Source organism: Prochlorococcus sp. G5PB11, assembly GCF_059772425.1.
Map to the genome: position 1 here is coordinate 1063198 of NZ_CM186287.1, position 19852 is coordinate 1083049.

Genomic DNA, 19852 nt, shown 5'->3' on the forward strand with positions numbered 1-19852 from the left:
AATGCCTATATTTATTAAGACTGAGAAGTTTAAAGATAAAACCTTAGAATTATCTAACAATGAAAGGAAAAAATTTTTATTAATGCATAAAAAATGGGTCAAAGAGATGAATAAAGTAGGCCATTACATCCAGAGCGGATATTTAATAAATGAAAAAAAGATTCCAGGTGGAGGGGGTTTATTAATTCTTGAAGCAAAGGATTATTTAACAGCAAAAAAGATCATAGAAAATGATCCCATGATTAAAAATAATTTAGTTATCTGGGATCTTCAAGAATGGATATCAATTGATGGAAGTCAACCAAAGTTTTCAAATCACCTTGGATGAGACATCATTAATTTTTTAACTTCTCCCGCGTGATAACTACTTCTAGTTAATGGTGAACTTATTACCTGCAAAAATCCTAATTTATTTTCTCCCTCAATACGGTAACTATCAAATTGAGAAGGAGATACAAATCTATTAACAGGTAAATGTTTTGGGCCTGGTGATAAATATTGACCAATAGTTACGATATCAACTTTATTTATATGCAGATCAGATAGAACACTCAAAATCTCTTCATCTGTTTCTCCTAATCCAGCCATTAAGCCAGATTTCGTATACACTCTTGGCCAACCTTCACGAACTCTTTTTAATAATTCCAAAGACCTTTCATATATTCCTTGAGGTCTGACTCTTGGATATAGCCTTGGAACAGTCTCAATATTGTGATTTAGTACATTTGGAGCGGCATCCAAAATAACTTTTAAAGCATCCCAATTACCGCAAAGATCTGGAATTAAAACTTCAATAGAGGTAAATGGGGATCTGCTTTGAACAGCCTTAATACATTTCAAAAATTGACTAGCGCCACCATCTTCTAAGTCATCACGATTAACGGAAGTTATAACGACATGAGTCAAGCCCATCCTGTAAACAGCTTCACCTAATCGATCAGGTTCTGATGGATCTAAAAGCCTTTTCGAATTATCAAATGAGATATCGCAATAAGGACATTTACGAGTGCAAGCTGGGCCCATTATTAAAAACGTAGCAGTGCCTCCTGCAAAACATTCTCCAATATTTGGACAACTTGCTTCTTGACAAACAGTATTGAGTTTTAAATCAACTAGTAGATCGGCAACATTGCCAATTCTCTCTTGCTGCGGTGCCTTAACACGTAACCAGTCTGGTTTAAGCAAAGCTCTTTTACTAACAAACTAACTTTAGAAAGAATTTCCAGATTGACTTGATTTTTTAACTTCTTCTCAAGTTGATAACAAAAAATAAGCTTAAAACAAAGTATTCGTCTTTCTGGTTTTAAAGAATATAAAAATTTAAATAGGGAAATAGCCTCTGGGTGTTAAAAATTTATTGTTTTTAACAGCACTCTGACTATTACCAATTACCAAAATAGTAAACATATCGACCCGATCAAATGGCAAAGTTTCCAAAGTATGTATTTCTAGAGTTTCATTGGGCCTGCCAACCTCTCGAGCAATAGCAACAGGTGTGGAGGGTTTGCGAAATTCGAGTAATAAATCAACAGTCTTTTTTAACTGCCAATCACGTTTTATTGATTTTGGATTAAAGATTGCAATAACAAAGTCACCAATAGCTGCGTTTTTGATTCTGCTCTCAATTTGATTCCAAGGAGTCAAAAGATCACTTAAAGAGATAGAACAAAAATCATTCATGAGAGGAGCTCCTAGTTTTGCAGCAGCCATCTGAAAGGAGCTAATGCCTGGATGGACTTGAAATAAAGGCCTGGAATCAATCTTTTCATTTAGCCAAATTTCGAGAGCCAACCCTGCCATTCCATAAATTCCACTGTCACCAGATGAAATAAGAGCAACCCTTACGCCTTCTTTTGCAAGCTCAAGAGCGTATTCACATCGATCTCTTTCGAAAGTTAATTTTGAATCAATGCGAACCTGATCATGACCTCGTATGGCTTCCAAATAATTTAAGTAAGGGCCATAACCAATCCAAACAGCACATCTATTCAAAACTTGGCGTGAGTCAGAAGTAAGCATTTCTAATTTTCCAGGCCCACTACCAATTAAATGCAATTCACCTTTATGGGGAGCAAAAGGTTTATCAAGCTCTACCAATGCAATAGTTACAGCCCCAAATTCATCCTCTTTGGCGTAATAGATTTGTTTTTCTTGTATTAACCTTCCACTCTCTGCTCCCTGGGAAATTGCTGCCGCCTCAGCTACTGAGGGGGTTCCCATTTCTTTTAAAACCACATTTGAGGGAGTAGGGACCTTTACTTTTGAAAGTTCAAGAGCACTAAAAAAATAAATTGGCCATTCATTTTTTTTTGATAAATTCAATAATCCAATTTCATCATTTTTTTTATCAATCGTTGCAATACCAGCGATTGAAAGAAGTGACAAACCTTTTTCAGAAAAAGACTCATTAATTGCTCTTTTAATCAATTTTTCATCAGTATTTCTCTCGCAACCAATTCCGATAATTATTGATGATGGATGCCATGAACATATGCTTTTTTGCTCTTGACCTATATATAAATCGATATTTTTAGAAGATATCTGATCATTTTCTTCTAAAAAAGAAAAATTTGAGCAAGCTTTCAACTTGTGCCATAGTTTCGAGCCTTTAGATTGAAATACAACATTTTTTCGCCCTCTAGCTTGTTTAATCATTAAATTTCGCCAATCAACATTATCTCCTCCTCTTTCCCAACCCCAACCTTTGCCAAAACAATCCAAGGATATTTTTCTTTCAATAAATGAATCTGAGGTAAAAATCGCTTCTGCTTCTAAAGCTGCTGATAATTCATTTGCAAACATATTTCCCCCTTGTTTATGGCCTCCCAATAAAGGAATAATATTTTTAGCTTTTGAATCCATAACCAGTATCGCTGGATCATTTTCCTTAGAACTGACGAAAGGAGAAATGAGCCTAACTACTGCTCCGATTGAACCTATAAAAATTAATTTATTATTTTTCTGCCAATGATCTTTTAAAAAAGCTTTAGGCATTGATTGAATCAAACCTGAAGCTTTTTCTTCGAATAAAAAATCTGATCTACCCGAAATGAAAATGTGATCAACATGATTAGATGCCTTTAATCTTTCGAGCAAAGGCAAAGAACTCAAAGAAAATCCAAATGCAATTCTTTTTGGAGTATTAACTAAAGGTTTTTCCAGAACAAAAATAAGAAACAGCTTTATTTTGATGCATTTCAATAAAATGCCATAAAAAAGATTCGCTAATGATTAAAAAACAATTTTCAAAATGTACAAAACAAGAGTATATTTGCCTATGAATAAGCACTTAAAGAGAGCCTAGTAAGCGAAAAACGTTACGATAACTAGGATAAATAGCTATTTGGACGAATCTTAATTTAAGATATCTATCACCAAAACTACTATCTGAAATTTGATTGATTCTTTATTTCACCTCTCAAAAAATTGAGGTTAAGCAAAGTTTCGAGTTTCGAATTGACACAAAAATAAAAGTGTAGAACATTTGTTACACGTGACCGTAGTAACTGAATCTCTGTTTTATGATTGTGACATAACTAAAAATCACAAATTCAATTACCTTTCAAGGTAGGTCTTGAATTCCTAAATCTATCCACGGAACTAGCTTTTTTTCACTAGTTTTTTCCTCTTAGATTTAACAACTAATCTGAAAAGATTACCCACCCACCTCGATCACATTCCTAAAGGAATCACTCGATGACCATAAGCCCCCCAGAAAGAGAACAAAAAAAAGAACCAGTTCTCGATAAACCTATCGAAACTGATGCAATCCCTGTAGATTTTTCCAAGCTTGATAAGCCTGGTTTTTGGTCTAAAACCCTTGCCAAGGGTCCAAAAACTACCACTTGGATATGGAATCTTCATGCTGATGCGCATGATTTTGATACCCATGTTGGAGATCTACAAGAGACTAGTAGAAAGGTCTTTTCAGCTCACTTTGGACATTTAGCAGTCATCTTTATTTGGATGAGTGCTGCTTTTTTCCATGGAGCTCGCTTTTCCAATTATTCAGGCTGGCTAGCCGACCCAACTCATGTAAAGCCTGGAGCGCAGGTTGTTTGGCCAATAGTTGGTCAAGAAATGCTTAATGCTGACTTGGGTGGTAATTATCACGGAATACAGATCACATCAGGAATCTTTCAGATGTGGAGAGGCTGGGGTATTACCAACGAAACAGAGTTAATGGCTCTAGCTATTGGTGCTTTGCTAATGGCTGCCATTATGCTTCACGGGGGTATATATCACTACCACAAAGCTGCTCCTAAGCTCGATTGGTTCAGAAATCTTGAATCTATGCTCAATCACCACATTGCTGGTCTGGTTGGTTTAGGTTCAATTGCTTGGGCTGGACATTGCATTCACATTGGTGCTCCAACAGCAGCGATCATGGATGCAATTGATGCCGGGAAGCCTCTGATTATTGATGGCATTCCTATTGCTTCAATTGCGGATATGCCTCTACCACACGAGCTTTGCAACCCTGCTATTGCTAGTCAAATATTCCCTGGTCTAGCTGGAAGAACAGTTGAAAATTTCTTTACGACTAATTGGTGGGCGTTCAGTGATTTTTTAACATTCAAAGGTGGTCTAAATCCCGTTACTGGTAGCTTATGGATGACAGATATTTCTCATCATCATTTAGCTTTTGGAGTACTAGCTGTATTTGGTGGGCATGTATATAGAACAATGTTTGGAATTGGCCATAGCCTCAAAGAGATATTAGATAATCATGCTGGAGATCCAATTCTTTTCCCTGCTCCAAATGGACACAAGGGCATTTATGAGTTTTTAGCTAATAGTTGGCATGCCCAGCTTGGCTTAAACCTTGCAATGATTGGCTCCTTGAGCATCATTATTTCTCATCACATGTATGCGATGCCTCCATATCCTTACTTGTCGATTGATTATCCAACTGTATTAGGTCTCTTTACTCATCATATGTGGATTGGAGGCTTATTCATAGTTGGTGCTGCAGCTCATTCTGCTATTGCAATGGTTAGGGACTATGATCCAGCTCTTCATATTGATAATGTTCTCGATAGAGTTCTAAAAGCTAGAGATGCACTAATAAGTCATCTTAATTGGGCTTGCATGTTCTTAGGTTTCCATAGCTTCGGTTTATATATTCATAACGATGTAATGAGAGCTCTAGGAAGACCTGCAGATATGTTTAGTGATACAGGAATCCAACTTCAACCTGTATTTGCTCAATGGATTCAAAATATTCATCATTCAGCTGCTGGATCGACAACTCTCGCAGGGGCAAATGTAAATCTTCAAAGTGGATTAGTGAGTGAAGTTTTCAATGGTTCTGTAAGTCAAGTAGGGGGGAAAATTGGAATTGCCCCTATTCCTCTAGGGACTGCAGATTTCATGATTCACCATATTCATGCATTTACTATTCACGTAACACTTTTAATTCTTCTAAAAGGTGTCTTATTTGCTAGAAGCTCCAGACTGATACCTGACAAAGCAAATCTTGGTTTTAGGTTCCCTTGCGATGGTCCAGGAAGAGGAGGCACATGCCAAGTATCTGCTTGGGATCATGTTTTCCTTGGTTTATTCTGGATGTACAACGGACTTTCGGTTGTTATCTTCCATTTCTCATGGAAAATGCAAAGTGATGTTTGGGGCTTGACTGGAGGCAATTTCGCTCAAAGCTCCATAACAATCAATGGATGGCTAAGAGATTTCTTATGGGCACAATCTTCTCAAGTCCTTACAAGTTATGGTCAACCTATAAGTATGTATGGATTGATGTTCCTTGGAGCACATTTTGTATGGGCATTTAGTCTTATGTTCTTATTTAGTGGTCGTGGCTACTGGCAAGAATTATTTGAGTCAATAGTCTGGGCTCATAATAAACTTAAATTAGCCCCCACTATTCAACCAAGGGCTTTATCAATTACTCAAGGTCGTGCGGTTGGAGCAGCTCATTTCCTTCTTGGAGGAATAGCTACTACATGGGCCTTCTTCCATGCTCGCTTAATAGGTCTCGGCTGACCCTTTCTGATTTCTTAAAAAATGGCAACTAAATTTCCATCTTTCAATCAGGGTCTTGCTCAAGACCCAACAACCAGAAGAATCTGGTACGGAATAGCTACTGCTCATGATTTTGAAAGTCATGATGGTATGACTGAAGAGCAGTTATATCAAAAGCTTTTCTCTACACATTTTGGACATCTAGCAGTAATTGGTCTTTGGGTTGCTGGAAACCTTTTTCACATAGCTTGGCAAGGCAACTTTGAACAATGGGTTCTAGATCCACTTCATTCTCGGCCAATTGCTCATGCAATTTGGGATCCACATTTTGGTCCAGGTCTTACTGAGGCATTAACACAAGCAGGAGCAACATCTCCTGTAAATATTGCTTATTCGGGCTTATATCATTGGTGGTACACAATTGGTATGAGAACTAATGAACAACTTTTTCAAGGTGCAATATTTATAAACATTCTTGTTTGCTGGTTGCTATTTGCAGGATGGTTACATCTACAACCAAAGTACAGGCCATCTTTAGCATGGTTCAAGAATGCAGAATCTCAATTAAACCATCATTTATCTGTTCTTTTTGGATTCAGTAGCATTGCTTGGACTGGTCATTTAATTCATGTTGCAATACCTGAATCAAGGGGGATACATGTTGGCTGGGATAATTGGCTAACTGTTATGCCTCACCCAGAAGGGTTAACTCCATTCTTTTCAGGAAATTGGGGAGCTTATGCTCAAAATCCTGATTCTCTTAATGCAGTTTTTGGAACCTCAGAAGGAGCTGGAACAGCAATATTTACATTCTTAGGAGGTCTTCATCCTCAAAGTGAATCACTATGGCTAACTGATATAGCTCACCATCATTTAGCCATAGGTGTTGTATTTATAATTGCTGGTCATATGTATAGAACTAATTTTGGAATAGGTCATAGTCTTAAAGAAATTGTTGAAGCACACAATACAAGTCATCCAAAAGATCCACATAAAGGTTATTTCGGGATAAAGCATAACGGTCTTTTCGAGACAGTTAATAACTCACTTCATTTTCAACTTGGTCTTGCTCTTGCATCTCTAGGGGTGGCTTGCAGCCTAGTTGCTCAGCATATGGGTGCACTACCTTCATATGCATTTATCGCAAGGGATTACACTACTCAATCAGCCCTATATACCCATCATCAATACATAGCGATGTTTTTGATGGTTGGTGCTTTCTCTCATGGAGCAATTTTCTTTGTTAGAGATTACGATCCAGTACTAAACAAAGATAATGTTTTAGCAAGAATCCTTAGCACTAAGGAAGCATTAATTAGTCACTTAAGTTGGGTAACTATGCTTCTTGGCTTTCATACTCTTGGAATTTACGTTCATAATGATGTAGTTGTAGCCTTTGGAACTCCTGAAAAGCAAATTCTAATTGAACCAGTTTTCGCTCAGTTCGCTCAAGCTGCAAGTGGAAAAATGATGTATGGCTTTAATGCTTTATTAGCTAATTCCGCAAGCTCAGCCTCAATAGCAGCAAGCTCCATGCCAGGAAACCATTACTGGCTTGATATGATTAATAGACCTGATGCGCTAACGAATTTCCTACCTATAGGACCCGCAGATTTCCTGGTTCATCATGCTATTGCACTAGGACTTCATACAACTGCTTTGATTCTTATAAAAGGTGCCCTTGATGCAAGAGGAACTAAATTAATTCCAGACAAAAAAGATTTGGGATTTGCGTTCCCTTGTGATGGACCTGGTCGTGGAGGTACATGTGATAGCTCTTCTTGGGACGCTACTTATTTAGCAATGTTCTGGGCTTTAAATACAATTGCTTGGATAACTTTTTATTGGCATTGGAAGCATTTGGCAATTTGGATGGGCAATACGGCTCAATTCAATGAATCCGGCACCTATTTAATGGGCTGGTTTAGAGATTATCTGTGGCTTAATAGCTCTCAGTTAATCAATGGTTATAACCCCTTTGGAGTCAATGCTTTATCACCATGGGCTTGGATGTTCTTATTTGGTCATCTAATATGGGCTACTGGATTTATGTTCCTTATATCTTGGAGAGGTTATTGGCAAGAACTTATTGAAACTCTAGTTTGGGCTCATCAAAGAACACCAATAGCTAACCTTGTCGGTTGGAGAGACAAGCCAGTTGCATTGTCAATTGTTCAAGCCCGTTTGGTTGGTCTATCTCATTTCACTTTTGGAAACTTTGTAACCTTCGGTGCTTTTGTTATAGCCTCAACTTCAGGTAAGTTTGGCTAACACTTTATACAACTTCAAAAAAAAAGAACACTATCTATTAGGTAGTGTTCTTTTTTTTGAGAAATCATATTACTAAGTTAACTTTAGCTAGTTATTAAAAAACAAAAGGTATCAATTTAATCGTAAAAAGACAGATAAAAATAAGCTAAATTTAAAAGAAACAATGATAGCTTGGATTTTTTATTCCTATTATTTAAGTTAATTTAATGATAAGAATAAAAAGCCCCTATTAAAATAGGGGCTTTTTATTAAAACTTCTTTTAGGAAAAAATTTTAGGCTCCTAATATTTTAAGCTCCTAATAAATGATATTCTTTGATCAGAGGAAGGACAGTATCTAAATGTAAAGTACCAATAAGCAGCCAAGCAAAAACAACACCTCCAGTACCTCCTAACCAAAAACCATTTGTAAAATCTGTCCATCCTGATCTTGTAAATAGGTCAGCAGGAGGATTTATAACAGTTGCATCCGGTGGTTGAACATTAGGAGACTTACCAGGTGCATTATAAAGGATGAAAAGTGCTGTTAATATTTGAATAGCTCCAACTCCTCCGAGCAATCCTGCTGTCAAAGCAAAATCAGTATTTCGAAGAGGGCCAGTCATAGAAAAAGGGCCAAAAAGTAAATAGCCAAAAATTGCTCCTGTTTCAAGGCCTCTAAAATTTGGAGACAAGCCCTCTCTATATACTGGCAAATTATTAATAACCATCCTTGTAAACCAACCACTATTAACAGGGGTTTGAAGATTACCAACCGTTGGATCTTGAACTGTTTTCACAGCCCATTTCTGCATCAGTGTTTCTTTAGATTCAGTCATAGGAATAAGCTAACGTTGACAAAATAAAATTTAAAAATTATTCAGTTGCAGTTATATATCGTCCAAGCATCACTATCGATACTGCAGGAATCATAATTCCTACAAGAGGAACAAGAATACTTGGAAGCAAATTCGTAGCAAGTTCGCTAGTCATTACTTGTTTAAATAAATCAATTTCATTCTACTGAATTCTTTTCTTCTTAAGTGAAGTAAATACCATTGATGACATAAAAGTTTAATCCGTTTATCTTATTAAAATAGAATTAATACTTAAAAATTTTTCATAATGAATCAAGTTTTTGCAGGTGGTTTAGCTCTAATTATTGCTTTAATCCTTTGGAGTTCAAAAAAACAATCCAAAGCATCAGCTTTTTTCAAATCTCAAAAGGATTCCTTTTCAAAGGCTGAGTTAGCATCATCCGAGTTGATCATCGATAAGAGTTTACAAAATCAAAAATCAAAAATAATGAATAACAAAAATACGAAGCCTTTTTCACAGCCAACTTCACTTAATTCAATAGAAACAAAAAAACAATTAACTAAGTTAATCTCTAGCAACCCAAGTGATCGACTATTAGCCATTCAAATTGCTAGTCAGTGGGATAACAAGAAAGCATTGCCATTTTTAAGAAGAGGCTTAAAAGATTCTGACAGTAGCGTTGTTATTGCATCTGCTGCTGGCATTTCATCTTATAAAGGAAAAACTATTGATATAGATAAAAATTCTCAAGATTCTCGTCCTCCTCGAAATGTCTCTCGAATGCGATAAATTGGTCTATTTTGACTTTCATGATAAGTGCGGATCTGAAGTTCTCCAAGCAATCCAAACCCAAAAAGTTGAACTCCAGTTACTGCAAGAAGCAAAGCAAAAATAAGTAAAGGTCTATTCCCTATATCTTCTCCTAAAAGTTTGATGGTTAATAAGTAAAAACTTGTTATGAAGCTCCCAACAATTGCAAGAATTCCACCAAAACCAAAAACATACATAGGTCTAGTTAAAAATCTATTCATAAACCAAACAGTCAACAAGTCCATTAAAACTCTAAAAGTTCTATCTATTCCATACTTACTAGATCCATATTGACGAGCTCTATGATTTACTTTGACTTCCGTAATCCTAGCTCCTTCAATATTTGCGAGAACAGGCAAAAACCTATGCAATTCTCCATACAATCTCATATCTGTCAGTACTTCTTTCCTATAAGCCTTTAAAGAACATCCATAATCATTAAGTCTAACACCAGTAACTTTCCCGATTAACCGGTTAGCAATTTTTGATGGAAGCTTTCTACTTATAGCGGCATCTTGCCTTAGATATCTCCATCCACTTACAAGATCATATCCATCCCTAATCTTATTAACTAATAAAGGAATATCTTTAGGGTCATTTTGCAAATCACCATCAAGTGTGACGACTATCTCACCAGAAGAAATATCAAATCCTGCTGCCATAGCTGCGGTCTGTCCATAGTTTTTACGTAGAAGAACTCCAACTAATTCTGGTATCTCAAAGCTTAGTTTTCTAATTACCTCTGCGCTGTCGTCTGAGGAACCATCATTTACTAAAACTAATTCAAAAGTTTCTTCCATAGGCTCTAAAACTTCTAATAACTGATTAACCAAAAAAGGAAGACTTTCTTCTTCGTTATAGATAGGAACAACTATTGATAAGGTGACATTAGAATTCATTCAAAACTCCTCATAATGGTCAATTAATCTTCTTTAGAGTTTTTTCACTCTGATAACAAGACATCACTCTTCCAGCAGATCTAAATTTAGATCTATAAAAAGAAGCAATTTTTCCAAGGTTGGGTTGAAATAAACCGTCAATCTCTATTCCATTATGCCCATCAGTTACCCCAGAACTGTGAATATAAAAACCATTCTCAATATGTAATCCGACATGTGTACATTTTTCAGAAGACCCAAAGAAAAGCAAATCACCAGGTATTAATTTTTCGCCTAAAGTTTCAATATCAAATCCTACATTTTTACAAAATTTTTCCTGCTGATAAGCATCTCTTGGTATCCAAATACCTGAACTTGCAAAAGCAGATTGAACCAAACCAGAACAATCAAAATTTGGACCTATAGTTCCACCCCACAAATACTCATTATTATTTTTTTTAGCAGCCTTAGTCCAAGACAAAATCCTTGGTATCTTAGAAATAATTTTCTCTTCAGTGAAAAATTTAAATTCCCAGGATTCTATTTTTGAAGCTTGAAGAATTAATTCAGAAAATCTAAACCAACAAATATAGTCATCTTCCAAAAGACGAACTTTAACTCTATCGATAATTTCTTTATTCTTATAATTATATTTAACCCAATCAATCAATTGAAAACTCCTACCAATACTTGCTTGAGTAACTAATTCATCACTATTTGGACTTTTAAATCCATCAATATTTACTCTGAGTTTCCATAAACTTCCCAAAACAAATGAATCTTTAGTTAGCAAAACCTCTAAGGTCATATTGAATTCTTCTCGAGCCCTATGGCGTTCTACCGACAAGACCCTGAGATGGCATATTGCCTGAAAGGTCTCCTCGATAGATTTGAAAAAGAAGGTCGTCCAAACCTTCAAGAAAACATTGCAATAACATGCATCCGCTATGACAAGCAAAGTCCATCTACATCTGGTGGATATGGAACAGGGTGGAATTCAAACAGAAATTTTTATCCTGCAAGCGTTGTAAAGATAGTTTATGCATTAGCGACTCAGGTATGGCTTCAACAAGATTTAATTGTTGACTCAGAAGAACTTAGAAGAGCATTACATGAAATGATCGCAAACTCTAATAATGACGCCACAAGTTATATTTTAGATCTTTTAACAGGTACAACAAGTGGTCCATCTCTTAATGAATCCAACTATCAAGGATGGAAAGTCCAAAGACAATTAATCAACACCTGGCTCAAGGATCTTAGATGGCCTGAAATACAAAATTGGAACTGTAGTCAAAAAACTTGGAATGAAGGTCCTTTTGGAAGAGAAAAAGACTTTTATGGAGAAAATAATGAGAATCGAAACAGTATGACAACAGACGGAAGTGCCAGAATGTTTGAATCATTAATGACCAAAGAGATACTTCCAAAAGAAGGAAGTGAAAAATTTATAAAAAATTTCCTTCGATCACTCGATCCAGTTATTCGCAAGAAAGATTTAAATAATCAAGTAGATGGTTTTTTAGGCGAAGGTCTTCCTTATGCTTCAAAACTATGGAGCAAGGCAGGTCTAATGAGTGAGGTTCGCCACGATGTCGCATGGTGGCAAGCACCCAATAAAAAACCTATGCTTGTTGCTGTTTTTACTATTGGAGAAAAATTAGTGAAAGATAGATTTCTACTTCCTGCTTTGGGAAGTGAGTTAAATAAATTAGCTATCTAGCAATTAGTAAGATACCTGCAAATAAAATAGAACCCACAATGAATCCCACCCCTAAAAGAACAGCAATTATTGGGGTATTCAAATAAACAGATATTGTTGCGAGTTGATTACCCTTAGCGTCTGTCACCTTAAAAACTCCTAAAAAATATTTTTTATTAAATCATCTAAACATCCCATTGAACTAAAAAGGTAGAAGAGAGAAGAAAATTTATAAAAAACTTATTTATTTCTTATTTTTTCAAATAAACTCAAAAAAAGTTAGATTTAGATTTCTTTGTAATTGAAATGGAGACGTCATTTTTAATTTCTATTTCATCCAATTGTTCTTCCTCTAATTCAGATATTTGATCTTTAGCGATATTATCTTCTGATTTTAATGAATCTGCTTTATCTGATAAATCTTCAGTTAATATATTTATTTCTTCTTTTGGAAAATCTTCTTCACTTTCAGAATTGAAATTAATATCAATAATTTGATTGTCCTCAGAGATTATATTTGTTTTTTTGGTGTCTATTTGAACAAGTTTATCTGTTAAAGCGACAGAAATTGATCCTAGATTAAAGTTAAGCTTAGCCCCCTTTATAGTAGTCAGAAGAACTAGTGAAGATAAAATTACTATAATTAATAAATTAGATATTAATCTTTGAATAGGGGGCCATAATAATGTTATTTTTGCTGCTTCTTTTTGTTTAGATAAGGCGCTAGAAGATTTACCAAATTCTAAAAATATATCTTGATTAATCCAGCCTTTATTTGCTTTGCTATAAGGAGATTCACTTTTAGTGAATTCAAGAATTTCTTGTAATCGATCTTTAAACACAGTTTAATTTCTTTTGGGAAAAGTTAAAAACGCAAACATAGCAGAAACTCTTGATCAAAAACTTAATTTGGATAAGATTTTTGAAAATTGAATTAGCCAGAAATAAATACCATTGCAGAGACAAGAAAAGCAGAAGCCAATATACCTACAGCAACTATTCCAACAATTTTACCTGTATCTAAAGAGACTGAAACTGTTAACAGTTCAGTCCTGGAGTCACGCTTTTTCTGAGGATCAAGTTGGATTACTGAAATAGCTTTCTTATCTGCAGCAGCCTTCTTATCTGCAACAGCTTTCTTATCTGCAGCAGCTTTCTTTTCTGCCGCTGCTTTCTTTTCTGCCGCTGCTTTCTTTTCCGCAGCAGCTTTCTTATCTGCTAGGGCTTTCTTTTCTGCTAGGGCTTTCTTTTCTGCCGCTGCTTTCTTTTCTGCAGCAGCTTTCTTATCTGCTAGGGCTTTCTTTTCTGCCGCTGCTTTCTTTTCCGCAGCAGCTTTCTTATCTGCTAGGGCTTTCTTTTCTGCCGCTGCTTTCTTTTCTGCCGCTGCTTTCTTTTCCGCAGCAGCTTTCTTATCTGCTAGGGCTTTCTTTTCTGCCGCTGCTTTCTTATCTGCCGCTGCTTTCTTTTCTGCAGCAGCTTTCTTATCTGCCGCTGCTTTCTTTTCTGCTAGGGCTTTCTTTTCTGCAGCTGCTTTCTTCTCTGCAGCAGCTTTCTTATCTGCAGCAGCTTTCTTATCTGCTAGGGCTTTCTTTTCTGCCGCTGCTTTCTTTTCTGCCGCTGCTTTCTTTTCCGCAGCAGCTTTCTTATCTGCTAGGGCTTTCTTTTCTGCCGCTGCTTTCTTATCTGCCGCTGCTTTCTTTTCTGCAGCAGCTTTCTTATCTGCTAGGGCTTTCTTTTCTGCTAGGGCTTTCTTTTCTGCAGCAGCTTTCTTCTCTGCAGCAGCTTTCTTATCTGCTAGGGCTTTCTTTTCTGCTAGGGCTTTCTTTTCTGCAGCAGCTTTCTTATCTGCTAGGGCTTTCTTTTCTGCCGCTGCTTTCTTCTCTGCAGCAGCCTTCTTCTCTGCTAGGGCTTTCTTTTCTGCCGCTGCTTTCTTCTCTGCAGCAGCCTTCTTCTCTGCTAGGGCTTTCTTTTCTGCCGCTGCTTTCTTCTCTGCTTGAGCTGTTTTCGCTTGCACTTTAAATCCAAAATTTTGCCTATTCAAGCATCCAGATCACAATGATTTTAAAAATATTGGCTAGTTGCAATGAAGTAATGCAATAGGTTTACTATTCTTTGATCTCTCTAGAAACCTTTGGCCAAAAATAAGAACGGAGAGGGAGGGATTCGAACCCTCGACAGAAGTTACCTCCTGTAACTCCTTAGCAGGGAGCCGCTTTCAACCACTCAGCCACCTCTCCATTCCCAATACCTTATCAAGTCAAAGCTCAAAAAAATTGTATTGTGATCCTCTACAAATTTTATATGACCACTCTAGGAAGTCTATTTCTGAAACTGCAAAGAACTTCCCATGGAATTGATCCTGACAAATCGCACCAATTTTGAGGAGATATGCAAACCTCACCATCAGTTCCAAGAAGGGTTAAAACCTGACCAGTTTTAATATCTGGTTTATCAGTTATGTCAAAAACCATTTGATCCATTGCAATTGCACCTACTTGAGGAACCAACACTCCATCTATTGAGGCTGAAATCTTCCCAGAGAGTGTCCTGCTTACACCATCTGCATAGCCAATAGCAACGACAGCAAGTTTACTCTTCCTTTTAGTTTTAAACATATGTCCATAGCCCACTCCTATCCCTTTTTCAACATCCCTAATCAAAGTAACTCGGGCCTTAACTTTCAAGGCTGGAGTAAGATTCAAATCAGACTCGATATCATTTACGGGAAAGTAACCATACAAGCTAAGTCCAACTCGAACCATATCAAAATGAAGACGACTATCTGAAAGTGTCCCCGCAGAATTAGCAAGGTGGGTGCATAAAAGCTTATTTCTTTTGCCTAAATCCTTTAAAACCTTCTCAAATCTATTTAACTGAATCTGAGTGAAACTTTTTTGAGTACTATTTTGTAGATCTTGATCAGCAATTGCTAGATGACTGTATATACCTTCCAAGGATATATTTTCTAAACAATCAATCTTAGTAATTAATTCTTCAACTTGACTGCAATCACAGCCAAGTCTAGTCATACCTGTGTCAACTTTTAAATGAATAGCAAATCTTTTATTCTTATTTTCTGCTATATTATTACAAATTATTGCCTCACGAATGCCGCTGATCGTAGGAATAAGATCCCAGCAAAAAGAAGAATAAAGTTCTTCTGCATTTATTAGATTTCCAAGAATCAGTATTTGACACCTCAAGCCAGCATTTCTTAATTGAATGCCCTCCTCTAATGTTGCTACTCCGAGACTATCAGCACCTCCAATTAAAGCAGCTTTTGCAACAGTCTCTGCACCATGTCCATATCCATCAGCTTTTACTACTGCCATTAACAAACAATCTTTACCAATAAAGTTTTTCAAAACTCTTGAATTATTTTCAATACCTTTAGAGTCAACTTCTACCCATGCACGACTTCGAGGATCAGGGCTCATTACATTTTGAGTTTTCCCTTCAAAAGTGAAAGATCTTTCTCTTTTATTGATCTTTGACATACTCGGCATGTAATCAATGTAATAAGGGAAACTGCAACAAGGTTCCAATACCACTAGCATGCCGCTTAAATAGCTTGCTTGCATGGGTCAAGTTCTTGTTTTAAATGCTTCTTATGAGCCATTGAACATCACTTCATGGCGTCGTGCGACTGTTTTAATGCTTAAAGGCAAAGCCGAAAGTCTAGAAGAAGATGCTTCACACAATATTAGGCAAGATGTCAAAGCCCCCACAGTAATTAGATTAAGACAATTTATTAGAGTTCCATATCGAGATATACCTCTTTCTAGGAAAAATATATTTCAAAGAGATAATAACTGTTGTCAATATTGTGGTCAAAAAAATAAGAAACTTTCAATTGACCATGTTTTACCCCGTAGTAGAGGAGGAACCGACAATTGGGAGAATGTGATTACTGCGTGTCTTCAATGCAACGTAATGAAGGGCAATAGAACTCCAGACGAAGCAAAGATGCCATTAAAAACCAAACCTTACAAACCTCTAAATAACATGAGTTTTGAAACCACAAAACAAATTCATTCTGGTCGCCATAAAGAATGGAGTAAATATGTAATTGGATGGGTAGCTTAGCTTCTATTAATCTTCAGATTGATTACTCATCTCTTCCATTTGCCTCTTTTGTTCTTCTGCAATACATGCGCCAATAACATCTTCCAATTGACCTTCTAGAACTTGCTCGAGAGGAAAATTTATTCCTAATCGATGATCCGTGGTTCGATTATCTTTGTAGTTGTATGTCCGAATTTTCTCACTTCTATCACCTGTACCAACTTGAGACAATCGAGCAGATCTTTCTTTTGCATTAGCTTCTGCTATTTCTAATTCTAATAATTTAGCTCTTAAAATCTCCATTGCTCTCTCTCTATTTTGTAATTGAGAACGTTCCTGCGTACAAAAAACTCTTATACCTGTGGGTTTATGAAATAAATCAATCGCTGTTTCTACTTTATTTACATTTTGCCCACCAGCACCACCTGATCTTGCCGTACTAATTTCTAAGTCAGTAGCTTCTATCTTTACTTCCACTGGATCAGCTTCTGGCATTACAGCAACAGTTGCAGTAGAGGTATGAACTCGTCCTTGAGATTCGGTTGAAGGAACTCTTTGAACTCTATGAACACCTGCTTCGAATTTTAACTGACTATAAACAGAATCTCCTTTTACTGAGATGATCATTTCACGAAAACCACCCATATCAGCCTCTGTTGAACTTATCGGTTTGACATTCCATCCTATTTTTTGTCCATATCTCTCATACATTCTTGCCAAATCACCAGCCCATAAACAAGCTTCATTTCCTCCTGCACCAGCTCGTATTTCAAGCATCACGCTTCTTTCGTCTCTTGGATCTTTGGGCAAAAGAGCCAAAGTCAACTTTTTAATTAATTCATTTTTTGAGTTTTCAAGATTTTCAAGTTCTTCTCTAGCCAAGAGCTCCATCTCTTTATCGTCTCTACTTTCTTTTACTAATCCTTTAGCTTCTATATACTCTCTTTCTATTATCTGAAGTTTGAAATAATCATTAACTAATGGCTCTAAACGTGATCTCTCCCTAGCAATTCTCTCTAATTGTTTTGGGTCTGATGCAACGTCTGGATCAGCTAATTGCAACTCCAAGTTTTGAAAACTAGTTTTAGCTGTTTCTAATCGTTTTATTAGGGTTGAAGAATCCATTCTTTATATTCCCTAATTCTTTAGAAAAACAGCTATCAACTTTCTTCTTCTTCTTTGGGAGATTTATCTTTTTGTTCACTTGAGTCAGATGAGGCCATACCATATTTCCTCATAAATCTATCTACTCTTCCTTCTGTATCTAAAATTTTCTGAGTCCCTGTAAAGAAAGGATGATTTCCGCTCCAAACATCAACCTGTATTTCAGGCTGAGTTGAACCAGTTGTCATGACAACTTCTCCATTACAAATGACTTTTGCTTCTGGGTACCAAGTTGGATGGATATCTGATTTAGGCATAATAATAAAAGTGCAAGATTTGAGGCAAAAAGTAAACTACCTCTTTGAGAATTGAGGAGCTTTACGAGCTTTTTTGAGACCATATTTACGCCTTTCTTTGGCTCTAGGGTCCCGACTAAGATGACCCTCTACTTTTAAAGGCTTGCGATTATCAAGAGATAAATCACACAAAGCTCTGGCAGCTCCTTGCTTAATAGCGTCGGACTGACCAGTCAATCCTCCACCGTATACATTAACTAAAACATCATATGAATCACTCAATCCTAAAGTTCTTAAAGGAGCTTTAACTGCAGATAAGTATGCAGGATTGAAATTCAAATAATGGTCACCAGGCCGACCATTGATAATTATTTCACCTTTCCCAGGAGTTAATCTCACTCTGGCTACGGATGTTTTACGTCTACCAGTTCCCCAGTAAACTACTTTATTTGTGGAGGTAGTCATTTCTTAACAGATTCAGAATTTAGATTTAGAATTGTAGGCTGTTGAGCTGAATGAGGATGATCAGAGCCTTTATAAACTTTGAGTTTGGTAAATAATTGCCTACCTAACCTTGTGTGAGGAAGCATTCCTTTAATTGCCTTTTCAACGATTCTCTCTGGAATTCTGGATTGAAGAGCTTTAAAAGTTTCCACTTTCATTCCACCAGGACGTCCAGAATGTCTGCGATAAAGCTTTTGATCTGATTTTTTGCCGGTTACTTTGATCTTTTCTGCATTTACGACAATAACAAAATCACCTGTATCTAAGTGTGGTGTGAAATTTGGCTTTGTCTTGCCTCTTAGAACACTAGCAACTTCAGTTGCTAGTCGACCAAGAGTTTGATTCTCTGCGTCCACCAGAAACCACTGGCGATCTATTGAATCCGGTGATGGAACGGATGTCTTGTTCATTTTTCCTTAACACCTTTAACACTGAATGAGCATTATCGACTGATAATACTATTTAAGGAAGTTATCAAGTCAAAAAATTGAACTGATTCTTCAGAAAAACAATTCTACACTTTCATGGCTTAAAACTGGCCTTTTTGTTCGCATAAAATTTTAATTCCTGATTCAAAAAAATTCCCAATTTTTAAATTATTAATCTTTTATTTTGTTTGCTTATTTTGAGAGCTCAAATATTGGGAGAGAGAACCTAGGGAAAGTATCAATACTTTTCTCTTGTGAAAAGATGTTTTCCTCGTAACCAACTCTTATCAAACACAATCCATGAGCTGGCGCAGACTCTTTTACCTCATGACGCAAACCATTTCTCCATCTAAACCTAAATTTTTCTAGAGAAAGGCGTTTTTCTCCCACAGCAACTAATTGACCCATCAAAAGCCTTACCATCCCATACAAAAAGCCACTGGCCTGGATCTCAACAGTGACTATATCTCCATCACGACAAATAGAAACATCTTGCACGGTGGTTAATGAATTACTCCTATTACTTCCTGCTTTTTGAAACGCTGCAAAATCATGAAAACCCAATAAATCATTCAGAGCATGCTTCATTAAATTGACATCCAATTTAGATCTATATTTATGCCAACTTATATTTTGAAGAAAAAGATTTGGATAGGAACCATTAAAAATAGTATATCTATACCTTCGATATTTGGCTGAATAGCAAGCATGCCAACTACTTGAAACACTCGCAGCTTCAATAACTTTAATTGATGCTGGAAGTCTTCCATTAAGTGCTGATGTCCATTTATTAATAGGAATTGGGCCAGAACAATCAAAATGAACAACTTGTCCAGAAGCATGAACACCTGAGTCAGTTCTGCCTGCTGCTATTGCTTTAACTGGTCTGATTGGATCAAGTTCTGAAATTTTTTCTTCTAAAGTTCCTTGAACAGTTATTGAATCTTTTTGATTTTGCCAGCCTCTAAAGCATGATCCATAGTATTGAATAACAAGTGCGATTCTACGAGTCAAA

General features: G+C 36.5%; 21 protein-coding genes and 1 tRNA gene. 6 read left to right on the forward strand and 16 right to left on the reverse strand.

What is annotated here, in order from left to right:
- Position 1: 1 nt before the first annotated feature.
- Positions 2 to 328, forward strand: a complete 327-nt coding sequence (locus AC6EI0_RS06390; RefSeq protein ID WP_498521792.1) for a YciI family protein — start codon at positions 2 to 4, stop codon at positions 326 to 328.
- Here AC6EI0_RS06390 and lipA read toward each other — a convergent pair.
- Both lipA and cobJ read right to left on the reverse strand, forming a co-directional pair.
- Positions 316 to 1185, reverse strand: a complete 870-nt coding sequence (lipA, locus tag AC6EI0_RS06395) for a lipoyl synthase (protein ID WP_498461536.1) — start codon at positions 1183 to 1185, stop codon at positions 316 to 318. The two genes, AC6EI0_RS06390 and lipA, sit on opposite strands and share 13 nt — an antisense overlap.
- A 135-nt stretch (positions 1186 to 1320) precedes the next feature.
- On the reverse strand, positions 1321 to 3201 hold the full coding sequence (gene cobJ / locus AC6EI0_RS06400) for a precorrin-3B C(17)-methyltransferase (RefSeq protein ID WP_498521793.1): 1881 nt from the start codon (positions 3199 to 3201) through the stop codon (positions 1321 to 1323).
- 495 nt (positions 3202 to 3696) lie between these two features.
- Here cobJ and psaA point away from each other — a divergent pair, with 495 nt between their 5' ends.
- Positions 3697 to 6003, forward strand: a complete 2307-nt coding sequence (gene psaA / locus AC6EI0_RS06405; protein WP_498461538.1) for a photosystem I core protein PsaA — start codon at positions 3697 to 3699, stop codon at positions 6001 to 6003.
- Positions 6004 to 6024: 21 nt separating this feature from the next.
- Positions 6025 to 8253 (forward strand): photosystem I core protein PsaB, encoded by a 2229-nt coding sequence (psaB, locus tag AC6EI0_RS06410; RefSeq protein WP_498521794.1) that lies wholly within the window; start codon positions 6025 to 6027, stop codon positions 8251 to 8253.
- Positions 8254 to 8542: 289 nt separating this feature from the next.
- Here the strand turns inward: psaB and AC6EI0_RS06415 are convergent, their stop codons facing one another.
- Both AC6EI0_RS06415 and AC6EI0_RS06420 read right to left on the reverse strand, forming a co-directional pair.
- The gene (locus AC6EI0_RS06415) at positions 8543 to 9070 is read right to left on the reverse strand and encodes a photosystem I reaction center protein subunit XI (protein WP_498521795.1); all 528 of its coding nucleotides are present in this window, start codon (positions 9068 to 9070) and stop codon (positions 8543 to 8545) included.
- A gap of 37 nt (positions 9071 to 9107) precedes the next feature.
- Complete coding sequence (locus AC6EI0_RS06420) at positions 9108 to 9224, reverse strand: photosystem I reaction center subunit VIII (RefSeq protein WP_498461541.1); 117 nt, start codon at positions 9222 to 9224, stop codon at positions 9108 to 9110.
- Positions 9225 to 9356: 132 nt separating this feature from the next.
- Between AC6EI0_RS06420 and AC6EI0_RS06425 the strand changes: the two genes are divergently transcribed.
- Positions 9357 to 9839, forward strand: a complete 483-nt coding sequence (locus tag AC6EI0_RS06425; RefSeq protein ID WP_498521796.1) for a HEAT repeat domain-containing protein — start codon at positions 9357 to 9359, stop codon at positions 9837 to 9839.
- Here the strand turns inward: AC6EI0_RS06425 and AC6EI0_RS06430 are convergent.
- Positions 9797 to 10759: a glycosyltransferase family 2 protein gene (locus AC6EI0_RS06430; protein ID WP_498521797.1), complete on the reverse strand. Its 963-nt coding sequence runs from the start codon at positions 10757 to 10759 to the stop codon at positions 9797 to 9799. The genes AC6EI0_RS06425 and AC6EI0_RS06430 overlap by 43 nt on opposite strands.
- A gap of 19 nt (positions 10760 to 10778) precedes the next feature.
- Entirely contained in the window at positions 10779 to 11546 is a 768-nt protein-coding gene (locus AC6EI0_RS06435) for a C40 family peptidase (RefSeq protein WP_498521798.1), read from the reverse strand.
- 21 nt (positions 11547 to 11567) lie between these two features.
- Here AC6EI0_RS06435 and AC6EI0_RS06440 point away from each other — a divergent pair, with 21 nt between their 5' ends.
- Positions 11568 to 12461 carry a serine hydrolase gene (locus AC6EI0_RS06440; RefSeq protein ID WP_498521799.1) on the forward strand — a complete coding sequence of 298 codons (894 nt, stop codon included), beginning with the start codon at positions 11568 to 11570 and terminating at the stop codon, positions 12459 to 12461.
- On the opposite strand, the gene AC6EI0_RS06445 is transcribed toward AC6EI0_RS06440, so the two are convergent.
- From AC6EI0_RS06445 to alr, 5 genes are all read right to left on the reverse strand, one after another.
- Positions 12454 to 12588, reverse strand: a complete 135-nt coding sequence (locus tag AC6EI0_RS06445; RefSeq protein ID WP_498461546.1) for a hypothetical protein — start codon at positions 12586 to 12588, stop codon at positions 12454 to 12456. The genes AC6EI0_RS06440 and AC6EI0_RS06445 overlap by 8 nt on opposite strands.
- A 121-nt stretch (positions 12589 to 12709) precedes the next feature.
- Positions 12710 to 13282 (reverse strand): hypothetical protein, encoded by a 573-nt coding sequence (locus AC6EI0_RS06450; RefSeq protein WP_498521800.1) that lies wholly within the window; start codon positions 13280 to 13282, stop codon positions 12710 to 12712.
- A gap of 92 nt (positions 13283 to 13374) precedes the next feature.
- A complete protein-coding gene (locus tag AC6EI0_RS06455; RefSeq protein ID WP_498521801.1) occupies positions 13375 to 14454 on the reverse strand; it encodes a hypothetical protein in 1080 nt (359 codons plus the stop codon).
- A gap of 134 nt (positions 14455 to 14588) precedes the next feature.
- Positions 14589 to 14677 (reverse strand) — tRNA-Ser (locus AC6EI0_RS06460).
- Positions 14678 to 14737: 60 nt separating this feature from the next.
- On the reverse strand, positions 14738 to 15946 hold the full coding sequence (alr, locus tag AC6EI0_RS06465) for an alanine racemase (protein WP_498521802.1): 1209 nt from the start codon (positions 15944 to 15946) through the stop codon (positions 14738 to 14740).
- Positions 15947 to 16019: 73 nt separating this feature from the next.
- On the opposite strand from alr, the gene AC6EI0_RS06470 reads away from it, so the two are divergent.
- Positions 16020 to 16526 (forward strand): HNH endonuclease, encoded by a 507-nt coding sequence (locus AC6EI0_RS06470; protein ID WP_498521803.1) that lies wholly within the window; start codon positions 16020 to 16022, stop codon positions 16524 to 16526.
- Between the two features lie 6 nt (positions 16527 to 16532).
- Here the strand turns inward: AC6EI0_RS06470 and prfA are convergent, their stop codons facing one another.
- From prfA to truA, 5 genes are all read right to left on the reverse strand, one after another.
- Positions 16533 to 17630 carry a peptide chain release factor 1 gene (gene prfA, locus AC6EI0_RS06475; RefSeq protein ID WP_498521804.1) on the reverse strand — a complete coding sequence of 366 codons (1098 nt, stop codon included), beginning with the start codon at positions 17628 to 17630 and terminating at the stop codon, positions 16533 to 16535.
- Positions 17631 to 17665: 35 nt separating this feature from the next.
- Positions 17666 to 17926 carry a 50S ribosomal protein L31 gene (gene rpmE / locus AC6EI0_RS06480; RefSeq protein ID WP_498521805.1) on the reverse strand — a complete coding sequence of 87 codons (261 nt, stop codon included), beginning with the start codon at positions 17924 to 17926 and terminating at the stop codon, positions 17666 to 17668.
- 36 nt (positions 17927 to 17962) lie between these two features.
- The gene (gene rpsI, locus AC6EI0_RS06485) at positions 17963 to 18370 is read right to left on the reverse strand and encodes a 30S ribosomal protein S9 (protein WP_498519910.1); all 408 of its coding nucleotides are present in this window, start codon (positions 18368 to 18370) and stop codon (positions 17963 to 17965) included.
- Positions 18367 to 18819, reverse strand: coding sequence for a 50S ribosomal protein L13 (gene rplM, locus AC6EI0_RS06490; RefSeq protein ID WP_498461553.1), 453 nt, complete (start codon positions 18817 to 18819; stop codon positions 18367 to 18369). The genes rpsI and rplM overlap by 4 nt, the downstream gene beginning before the upstream one ends.
- 210 nt (positions 18820 to 19029) lie before the next feature.
- A complete protein-coding gene (gene truA, locus AC6EI0_RS06495; protein WP_498521806.1) occupies positions 19030 to 19851 on the reverse strand; it encodes a tRNA pseudouridine(38-40) synthase TruA in 822 nt (273 codons plus the stop codon).
- Position 19852: the final 1 nt, after the last annotated feature.

Coding starts and splice junctions, on each gene's coding strand:
- AC6EI0_RS06440 (WP_498521799.1), top strand. CDS start 11,568: ATGGCGTTCTACCGACAAGACCCTGAGATGGCATATTGCCTGAAAGGT.
- prfA (WP_498521804.1), bottom strand. CDS start 17,630: ATGGATTCTTCAACCCTAATAAAACGATTAGAAACAGCTAAAACTAGT.
- AC6EI0_RS06415 (WP_498521795.1), bottom strand. CDS start 9,070: ATGACTGAATCTAAAGAAACACTGATGCAGAAATGGGCTGTGAAAACA.
- AC6EI0_RS06425 (WP_498521796.1), top strand. CDS start 9,357: ATGAATCAAGTTTTTGCAGGTGGTTTAGCTCTAATTATTGCTTTAATC.
- AC6EI0_RS06390 (WP_498521792.1), top strand. CDS start 2: ATGCCTATATTTATTAAGACTGAGAAGTTTAAAGATAAAACCTTAGAA.
- rpsI (WP_498519910.1), bottom strand. CDS start 18,370: ATGACTACCTCCACAAATAAAGTAGTTTACTGGGGAACTGGTAGACGT.
- rplM (WP_498461553.1), bottom strand. CDS start 18,819: ATGAACAAGACATCCGTTCCATCACCGGATTCAATAGATCGCCAGTGG.
- alr (WP_498521802.1), bottom strand. CDS start 15,946: ATGCCGAGTATGTCAAAGATCAATAAAAGAGAAAGATCTTTCACTTTT.
- AC6EI0_RS06470 (WP_498521803.1), top strand. CDS start 16,020: ATGGGTCAAGTTCTTGTTTTAAATGCTTCTTATGAGCCATTGAACATC.
- rpmE (WP_498521805.1), bottom strand. CDS start 17,926: ATGCCTAAATCAGATATCCATCCAACTTGGTACCCAGAAGCAAAAGTC.
- psaA (WP_498461538.1), top strand. CDS start 3,697: ATGACCATAAGCCCCCCAGAAAGAGAACAAAAAAAAGAACCAGTTCTC.
- psaB (WP_498521794.1), top strand. CDS start 6,025: ATGGCAACTAAATTTCCATCTTTCAATCAGGGTCTTGCTCAAGACCCA.
- AC6EI0_RS06435 (WP_498521798.1), bottom strand. CDS start 11,546: ATGACCTTAGAGGTTTTGCTAACTAAAGATTCATTTGTTTTGGGAAGT.
- AC6EI0_RS06430 (WP_498521797.1), bottom strand. CDS start 10,759: ATGAATTCTAATGTCACCTTATCAATAGTTGTTCCTATCTATAACGAA.
- AC6EI0_RS06420 (WP_498461541.1), bottom strand. CDS start 9,224: ATGACTAGCGAACTTGCTACGAATTTGCTTCCAAGTATTCTTGTTCCT.